The sequence below is a fragment of the Vibrio sp. D173a genome (assembly GCF_030248475.1).
The window spans coordinates 1-7,918 of sequence record NZ_JAHGAH010000305.1; the positions used below are offsets into that span (position 1 = coordinate 1).

Sequence of the window (7,918 nt, forward strand, 5' to 3'; positions counted from 1 at the left end):
ATTAAGCTTACAAAATGCAAGCGTTGACAATGAACTCGATTCAGACTGCTCGATGAGCGTTTGCCATTCTTGATTAGTGTGTCGTTTTCCCATTTCAAATCTCCTCATGGTTGGAGACTTGATCTTATTCTTCGCGCTAGGCGATTAGAATGCGGGCTTTATGGAGCGCTTACGTTGGAACTAGCAAAGGAACCAACACAAGAACTTTTCGGTGCAGTAGCAAATATTTCCTACGCGAGAGCGAAAGGCATTTATGAAAAAAATGTTATCAATGGCATTTACTCCTAACTAAACAAGCCTATTACAGGGCCTAAAAATATATAGGCTGCTCGATAATGAGTGGCCTATTTACTTTTATATTTTGATTTTATATTGATACAAGTCATCTCGAAGGATCTGTGCGGAAATAGATGGAAACTCAATAAGCATTTATAGTGGTAAGAAGTATTGAATATAGAGCAGGCTTTATTTATCAGTAGTTTTTTAAAAGCTTATTACACGGCTACTTAGTAATTTAGGAAGACAATAAGATTACTAAGATGAGTTTACCTTTATTCGGAATACTCACTTTTAGAGTAAAGAGATCTATACATTTTGATAACCTATTTTAGTTGAAATGTAAAAAGCCAAACTCTCAGAGGAGTCTGGCTAAATCGTGAGTGTCTAAGTCTTATGAATACAAACTTTAGGTCATTTATTAGACGTGCATTTCTTTGCAAGAAATTCCTTGTTTTTCTCTTATACGCTTGTAAGTAAAGACTAATGCATATAACAGAGGAATTAAAACAATAGCGTAAACTATCTTGAATAAGTAGTTATCATAGATTTTCTCAAGTAATGTAAGCGATGTTGATGTGTTGAAGAATAGTCCAATCCAGATAATAGTGTATAATGCTTGCCCTACAACACTGGAAATAATAGATCTTTGCCAGATTGGTGCTTTGTAAAGCTTCGAGCTTAATGCTCTAAATATCATATTATTAGCTTGATCTGCTGATAATATACATAAACTATTGATAAGGTATAATTTAATCAGAGGGTAGAAGACTTGGTGATATGCACCGTCGATATCAAACGTATAGAATGTTAAAGCAATCAGGCCAGAAGAAATAGCGCAGAGACCAGCTCCAAAATATGTTGTTGTTTTTGCATATTCATATCGCAATGTTGCATTTATTGCATCTAAAATAACAAACGTTATTGGAAAAATTAGAATACCAGCAGGTTGGAACGTTCCAAAAATTTTTACCGTATGTGGTGACATGGGTATAGCAACGAGCAAAGCGCATAAATAAAGGCTAGACAAAAATGCGTACCATTTAATATCCAGCTTTGTCATTGAGGTCATTGCATAGATTGAATCTCTGTCTTGTTTACAGTCAAAGAGCCTGACAACTCCTCGAGAAACAAGTTCATGCGGCGTTTCTTTTAAAACGCAATCATTGTCTTCATTAGTGTAATAAACCAAGCCGTCTTCAATTTTTAATAAATTCAATTTTCTTATCATTAATATGTTCCCTGTTAATTCTAGAGATCACCTTGCCAATGGGAGAGTCTGTTTTCTTGGGTGAATCTGGATGCCAACTCATCGTCAGAAAGTTGTCTTCTCGATACAGCTCTATTATGTCTCCCTCTCTTCTAAACAAATATAAGCCACCTCCGAGTTTTCGTGTTGTGACTATATTTATCGAGTCGTCATGATAAATAATTTTCTCAAATTTTGAAATAGGCATATCTGTTTCAAACGTTCCAATTTTTTGAAACTCACTATTAACTAAAGACTCAATGTCATGTAGTTTCTCATAACCTCCAGATACCTCTTTCCCCGTCATCAGCCATTCATAGGAAACATCTAAAGATTCGGCAATTTTCCTCATATTCTTATGAGGCTTTTTTATTTTGTTATTCAGTATCTTACTGATATATCCAGCTTCAATACTTACTTTTCTAGACAGCTCTGCTGCTGACATCCCTTTCATGAAAAGTACCTCGTTTAACCTTCCACCAAGAGTGTTGACATCTTTCACTAACTATCGCCTCCCCATCACACATTCAGCCTAAATCATTATATAAAATTAAGGTCATATCTCTTGCAAAAAGTTTCATTATACTTGCACGAAACAACCAAAAGTTGCAAAAAGATGAAAATCTACAATTAAAATGTATTTTATCAACAATTTAAAGTCATCAAAGTCATCACTGTTTACTTTTCTTGGTCTGAATTACACAAAGCCTACTCGACGACTCACGTAATTCGGGGTCAAGAAAGTTCAATACCCTTGCCCTTTGATCTTGAGTGAAGTTCTGCCTCCCTCTAGCTATGAAGCCCTTTCTGTTTTTTGTACAGTAATGAGCTTCCGGAACATCACTTCAAGTTGCCTCGCCAATTTATAGACGAGGCTTTTTTTTTACTTTTATCTAGCCCTTGATACGTGACCGAGTTTTTTTATATCTCATCTAGTTGATAAGCATCATAGCTGTTCACAAATTGAATTAAGAAGGTATTACGCTGGAATAAAACACTTTGAAATGATGCAAGCTCCTACGACAAACACTAAACACTCCCTTAATTTGCATCTTTAATCAATTTAACTCTAAAAAGTTATTTTTTATGCACTGAAAAACAAAAAACGCAGCCCGAAGACTGCGTTGTGATTCATTGAAAATGAACTTAAGTCCAAGCTGTAAGCTAACCTCTCGCTTACAGCTTTTCGACGCCCATATTGAACAAAGTGAAGCTATAAACATCCGCGGTTTTCTCGATAACCTTACTAGTCGGTGTACCTGCACCATGACCTGCATTGGTTTCGATTCGAATCAAGGTTGGGTTTGTACCTGCTTGTTTCGACTGCAACTCGGCCGCAAATTTGTAGGAGTGTGCTGGCACCACGCGATCATCATGATCCCCGGTTGTTACCATAGTTGCCGGGTATTTAACGCCGGCTTTTACGTTATGAACTGGCGAGTAACCTTTGAGGTAATCGAACATCTCTTTACTTTGCTCTGCGGTACCGTAGTCATAAGCCCAGCCCGCTCCTGCCGTGAAGGTGTGGTAGCGAAGCATATCCAATACACCAACTGCCGGCAGTGCCACTTTAAACAGCTCTGGGCGCTGCGTCATCACTGCCCCGACGAGCAAGCCGCCGTTCGAGCCACCATTAATCGCAAGCTTGTCTGATGAGGTGTAGTCTTTATAGATAAGGAACTCAGCTCCGGCAATAAAATCATCAAACGAGTTTTGCTTCTCTAACTTGGTGCCAGCATTGTGCCACTCTTTGCCGTACTCGCCACCACCACGGATGTTCGCAACAGCGTAGATACCGCCCATTTCCAACCATGCCGCTCGGCTTGGGCTAAAGTAAGGCGTCAGGCTGATATTGAAACCACCATAACCATACAAAATCGTTGGCGCAGTGCCGTCCATCGGCGTGCCTTTTTTGTAAGTGATGATCATTGGAATCTTGGTACCGTCTTTCGATTTGTAGAACACCTGACGAGATTCAAATTGTGCCGGATCGAATGGTGCGTTCGATTTGTGGTAAACCTCGCTGTCACCGCCTTTGATGTCTAGGCGATAGGTCGTGCTTGGCGTCTTGTAGTTGGTGAAAGAGTAGTAAACTTCAGCGTCTTCTTTCTTACCCCAAAAGCCGTAAGCACTGCCGATGTCTGGTAGCTTCATTTCACGAATGAACTTGCCGTCCATGTCGTATTGTTTGACCATCGAAAGCGCGTCAACAATGTAGCTTGCGAACAGGTAACCACCTGCAGTTGATGGGCTAAGCACGTTGTCAGTTTCAGGGATTAGATCTTTCCAATTCTTTGGCTCAGGATTACTCGCATCCACCGTCACTACACGTTTGTTTGGTGCATCTAAGTTAGTGACCAAATACAGCTTGGTGCCTTTGCTATCAATCACCCAAGTATCAGAATTGGTGTTATCCAAAATGGTTTGCAGCGGACTGTCTGGCTTGGTCAAATCTTTCAAGAACAGTTTATTGCCCGACGTTGACGTACTTGCTGAGATAAATAGGTAACGTTGGTCGTCCGAAGTGTAACCGCGAACGTATCGATGCTTCTCCGTATCTGTACCACCGAAGATAAGCTTGTCTTCACTCTGCTTAGTGCCTAGCTCGTGATAGTAAAGCTTATGTTGGTCGGTTTTTGCCGAAAGCTCGCTGCCTTCTGGCTTATCGTAACTTGAGTAGTAGAAACCTTTGTTCCCCAGCCAATTCACGCCGCTGAACTTAATATCCACTAGCGTCTCACCAACTGGCTTTTTGGTTTCGGCATCAAGCACAATCACTTTGCGCCAGTCGCTACCGCCTTCTGAAATGCTGTAAGCGACTAAAGAACCATCTTTGGTGAAGCTCACATTCGCCAGTGAAGTCGTGCCATCTTCGCTAAAGGTATTAGGATCGAGGAAAACTTCTGGCTTCCCATCATCGAGTTGACGGTAAAGCACATCTTGGTTTTGCAAACCGTCGTTTTTGTAGAAGTAAGTGTATTTGCCTTCTTTGAATGGACGCCCTAACTTCTCGTAATCCATCAACTGAGTTAAGCGTTCTTCAATCTGGTGACGATAAGGAATTTGCGCCAAGTAATCGAACGTGACTTGGTTCTGCGCTTTGACCCAATCTGCGGTTTCTTTGCTAACGTCGTCTTCTAACCAGCGGTACGGGTCACTGACTTTAGTCCCAAAATACTCATCTTCCACATCGACTTTCTTTGTCGTTGGGTACTTCACAGCCATTTTGTGTACGTGTTCAACCAGCTTTTTTGTTGAGTCTTCTGCATACGCACTCGGCAACATTCCCGTCATCGCAAACGCCGTCACCAATGCTAAGGTTTTCTTTTTCATAGACTTCCTTTTCTGTTTTTGTTTTGTGTAATGCATCAAGCATCTTACCTATATCGGAGAAATGATTCTAATCGTCTGAATAAAACTGTGAATCCACGGAGACAAAGTGAGTTACTTTGCCCCGTGAGATAGACAGTCCTCGGTTTATCGCTGATTGGTGTTAGCTCAGTTCAACGCAGCGAGACACACCCGACTCCGCGGCAAAATCTTGGTCATGACTGATAAGAATAAAACCGCCTCGGTAAGCATTTAATGCCTGAGCGAGCATGATTTTCGAATCTAAGTCGAGATGATTATCCGGCTCATCCAAGAGCAATAAAGGCTGAGTTGGTTGATGACTGACAATCAGCATCGCGAGCTTCATTTTCTCCCCGCCGCTTAATACATTCCCCAAACGAAATACACTGTCTCGACGAAAGCCAATGCCTGCTAGTAATGTTCTGGCATCGCTTTCTTTCATCCCCTCACAATGTTGCGTCAGGTTTTCCAACATGGAGAGTTCAGGTTGAATCGCACCAAAATGCTGGTCGAGGTAATAAAGCGGCGTATTGACTTGCAGATCACCACTTTGCAATGAGAACTCGCCCAACAGGGTTTTCAGTAAGGTCGATTTACCGCATCCGTTTTTGCCCAACAAATGTACCTTATCATCCGCATGAACTTGCGCAGTAATAGGTTGAGCAGTCCCAAATGGCAACACGGCTTCTAATAACGATACGACTTTTCGTGAGCGGCTTTGACTGTCTGCCAAATACAGTTTTTGCCCTTTGATTTGCTCTTTACGCGCTCGCAAGCTTTGCTCTTTCTCCTGCAGATGCGCTTGACGAAGTTGCTCATTCTTATTGCGACTGGCAGCTCGTGCTGTGGCTTTGTCTTTCATTCCATCAAGTAAGATCTTTGGCTGACTGCCATCCTTTCTCAACTTGTTACCTTGAGCCGCTCTTTGCTCCGCTTTCTCGCGATTGCGCTGAGCTTGTTCTTCCAAATGTTTCTTTTGCTTTTCGACACTGGCTAATTGGCGTTCCACCGCTTGCAGTTCTGTTCGCTTTTGCTCGGCATACACATCGTAATTACCCCCAAACACTTGCAAACCTAAACCGGATAGCTCCCAGATTTCTTCCATCTCGCGCAGCAATTCTCGGTCATGACTGATGAGCAAAATCGCGCCTGAGAAACTGCGCATCGAATGAATCAACCACTGCTTGGCATGCGTATCGAGATGGTTCGACGGTTCATCAAGGATCAGCAATTCCACTTCGCTGTCGAACAACTGCCACAGTTGCAAACGCGCTAACTGTCCGCCACTCAATTGCGAGCAAGGGAAGTCTGGCTGTGGCGGTAAGCCCATATCTGTAAGCTGCTTAGCAAGTTGAATCGGCAAATCCCATTGTTCGCCCACTACCTCAAACAAATGTTCAGAGCAATCGCCCATTTCGATCTGCTTGAGTGCGCTTAGCACTTTGTCCTTTGCTAAAAACTGGGCAATCGAAAGGTCGCCATCTAACAAGTGCGATGGTTGCTGACGATATACTGCAAATGACCTTGGTAAGGTGATCGTACCACTGGCCGGGGTTTGCTCACCGCTGAGTATTGATGCAAACACCGATTTTCCGACACCGTTGCGTCCGACTAACCCAACACGACGTTTGGTCATAGAACATGAGATTTGCTGAAACAGTGTTTCGCCGTTACCAAATTGATGACTGATATTGTAAGCCTGTAAAACTGGCATAATTTGCCTCCTGTATGACAGGGACAACAGCCGTAGCTTGAGATAAATCTAGAGATGAGATCGATGCAATGACACTCGCCCATAAAAACGATTCAAACAGAAGCGAGATGATTGCAAAGAAATATCGGTAAGTGAGCTACGCCTACTAACCCTGTAAATCCAAAAAATAAAATGAGAGTTGGATGACAGGTTTAGTTGTTCATGTTGGCGTAATCTCCTAAAGAAGTGATGGACAAAGTCTAAAGGTTTTCTTGTATAAAAAGCAAGCGACTTCTGTCACGAGCGAGATCTAGGAAAAACGAATTCAAACACAGGAAGTGAACTAAATTCTATCGCTCGCCGTAATATCCAGAGAGTGACACACCAAGGGAAACGGCTATGAATCTTTTGATTGAATCAGTCGAGGGTGGCATCTACCTCGCTTACAACGTAGAAAACCAGACAAGATCACTGATATTAAATGAAAACAAAAGCCCGCTAACGTTCGCGAGCCTTTGTGAAGCAAGGGATCATTTTCGTGGCAGCAGCTACTCATCAGCAAAACTGGTTCACCTCAATGCTTCAGATGAGATGTGCGGCGAGAAAATACGCTGTGACATGCCTTTAGAGATTGAATTGAGCTGGTACTGATACCGGCTCTTTTTCTATTTTTATCATTGCCTTCCACTTGCTCTGCTGATGATAATTTGCCAAAACCTTTTTGAGCAATTTCGGCATCTTAGCAACACATTTTTTCGCCAAGACATACTATGCTATTAGTAACGTATTCCACAAAAGGGCATGGTTATGAAATACAAACATATCCTAGTCGCACTGGAACTGTCTGATGAGAGTACTGTGTTGATTGACCGCGCTGTATCTATGGCGAGTTATCTCGGCTCCGAGATATCATTTATCCATATCGACGGTACTCATGGTGAGATTTATCGTGAGCTTGTTGATATCAAAGCGGACCCAGAGCAAAGACCGCTGAATGAGCACTCTATGGAGTGTTTGAGATCCTTCAACGATTACATGGAGCAACCGTTGAAGCACTTCTTTGTCGGCACCGGTGACTTGGCAGACAAACTAGAAGCGACCATTAAAGAACAAGAAGTCGACCTACTGATTTGTGGTCACCACCAAGATTTCTGGAGCAAGATCATTTCTTACTCAAGACATTTGATCAACAAGTCTCCGGTTGATATTTTGGTTGTACCTATCCACGACTAGGCTGAACAGAAAGCGGAAAGTAACGACGCGAGAGATAGCCAAAAGATAATCGAAAGCCGCCTGTGATGGCGGCTTTTTTGTGTTCTTTTATTCTTCTTTTATTAGGGTGTGTTGAT

General features: G+C 42.3%; 6 protein-coding genes and 1 pseudogene. 2 read left to right on the forward strand and 5 right to left on the reverse strand.

Translation table 11 applies throughout. The annotated features are described in order from the left end of the window. From KIV40_RS35490 to KIV40_RS24800, 5 genes and pseudogenes are all read right to left on the reverse strand, one after another. Window positions 1-93 (reverse strand): annotated as a pseudogene (locus KIV40_RS35490) (IS66 family insertion sequence element accessory protein TnpB); the annotation flags it as partial. 604 nt (window positions 94-697) lie between these two features. Beyond that, window positions 698-1,507, reverse strand: a complete 810-nt coding sequence (locus tag KIV40_RS24785) for a VUT family protein (protein WP_010647288.1) — start codon at window positions 1,505-1,507, stop codon at window positions 698-700. Next, a complete protein-coding gene (locus KIV40_RS24790; RefSeq protein ID WP_005531935.1) occupies window positions 1,476-2,027 on the reverse strand; it encodes a helix-turn-helix domain-containing protein in 552 nt (183 codons plus the stop codon). Before KIV40_RS24790 ends, KIV40_RS24785 begins: the two co-directional genes overlap by 32 nt. Window positions 2,028-2,701: 674 nt before the next feature. Further along, window positions 2,702-4,858 carry a prolyl oligopeptidase family serine peptidase gene (locus KIV40_RS24795; protein WP_285351841.1) on the reverse strand — a complete coding sequence of 719 codons (2,157 nt, stop codon included), beginning with the start codon at window positions 4,856-4,858 and terminating at the stop codon, window positions 2,702-2,704. Window positions 4,859-5,018: 160 nt separating this feature from the next. Continuing rightward, entirely contained in the window at window positions 5,019-6,590 is a 1,572-nt protein-coding gene (locus KIV40_RS24800) for an ABC-F family ATP-binding cassette domain-containing protein (protein ID WP_285351842.1), read from the reverse strand. Window positions 6,591-6,968: 378 nt separating this feature from the next. Here KIV40_RS24800 and KIV40_RS24805 point away from each other — a divergent pair, with 378 nt between their 5' ends. After that, entirely contained in the window at window positions 6,969-7,220 is a 252-nt protein-coding gene (locus KIV40_RS24805) for a DUF6482 family protein (protein ID WP_005426417.1), read from the forward strand. Between the two features lie 156 nt (window positions 7,221-7,376). Then, the gene (locus KIV40_RS24810; RefSeq protein WP_285351843.1) at window positions 7,377-7,802 is read left to right on the forward strand and encodes a universal stress protein; all 426 of its coding nucleotides are present in this window, start codon (window positions 7,377-7,379) and stop codon (window positions 7,800-7,802) included. Window positions 7,803-7,918 lie beyond the last annotated feature (116 nt).

Excerpts from the sequence above, each read along its gene's own strand:
- KIV40_RS24785 (WP_010647288.1), bottom strand. The coding sequence starts at position 1,507 with ATGATAAGAAAATTGAATTTATTAAAAATTGAAGACGGCTTGGTTTAT.
- KIV40_RS24795 (WP_285351841.1), bottom strand. The coding sequence starts at position 4,858 with ATGAAAAAGAAAACCTTAGCATTGGTGACGGCGTTTGCGATGACGGGA.
- KIV40_RS24800 (WP_285351842.1), bottom strand. The coding sequence starts at position 6,590 with ATGCCAGTTTTACAGGCTTACAATATCAGTCATCAATTTGGTAACGGC.
- KIV40_RS24805 (WP_005426417.1), top strand. The coding sequence starts at position 6,969 with ATGAATCTTTTGATTGAATCAGTCGAGGGTGGCATCTACCTCGCTTAC.
- KIV40_RS24810 (WP_285351843.1), top strand. The coding sequence starts at position 7,377 with ATGAAATACAAACATATCCTAGTCGCACTGGAACTGTCTGATGAGAGT.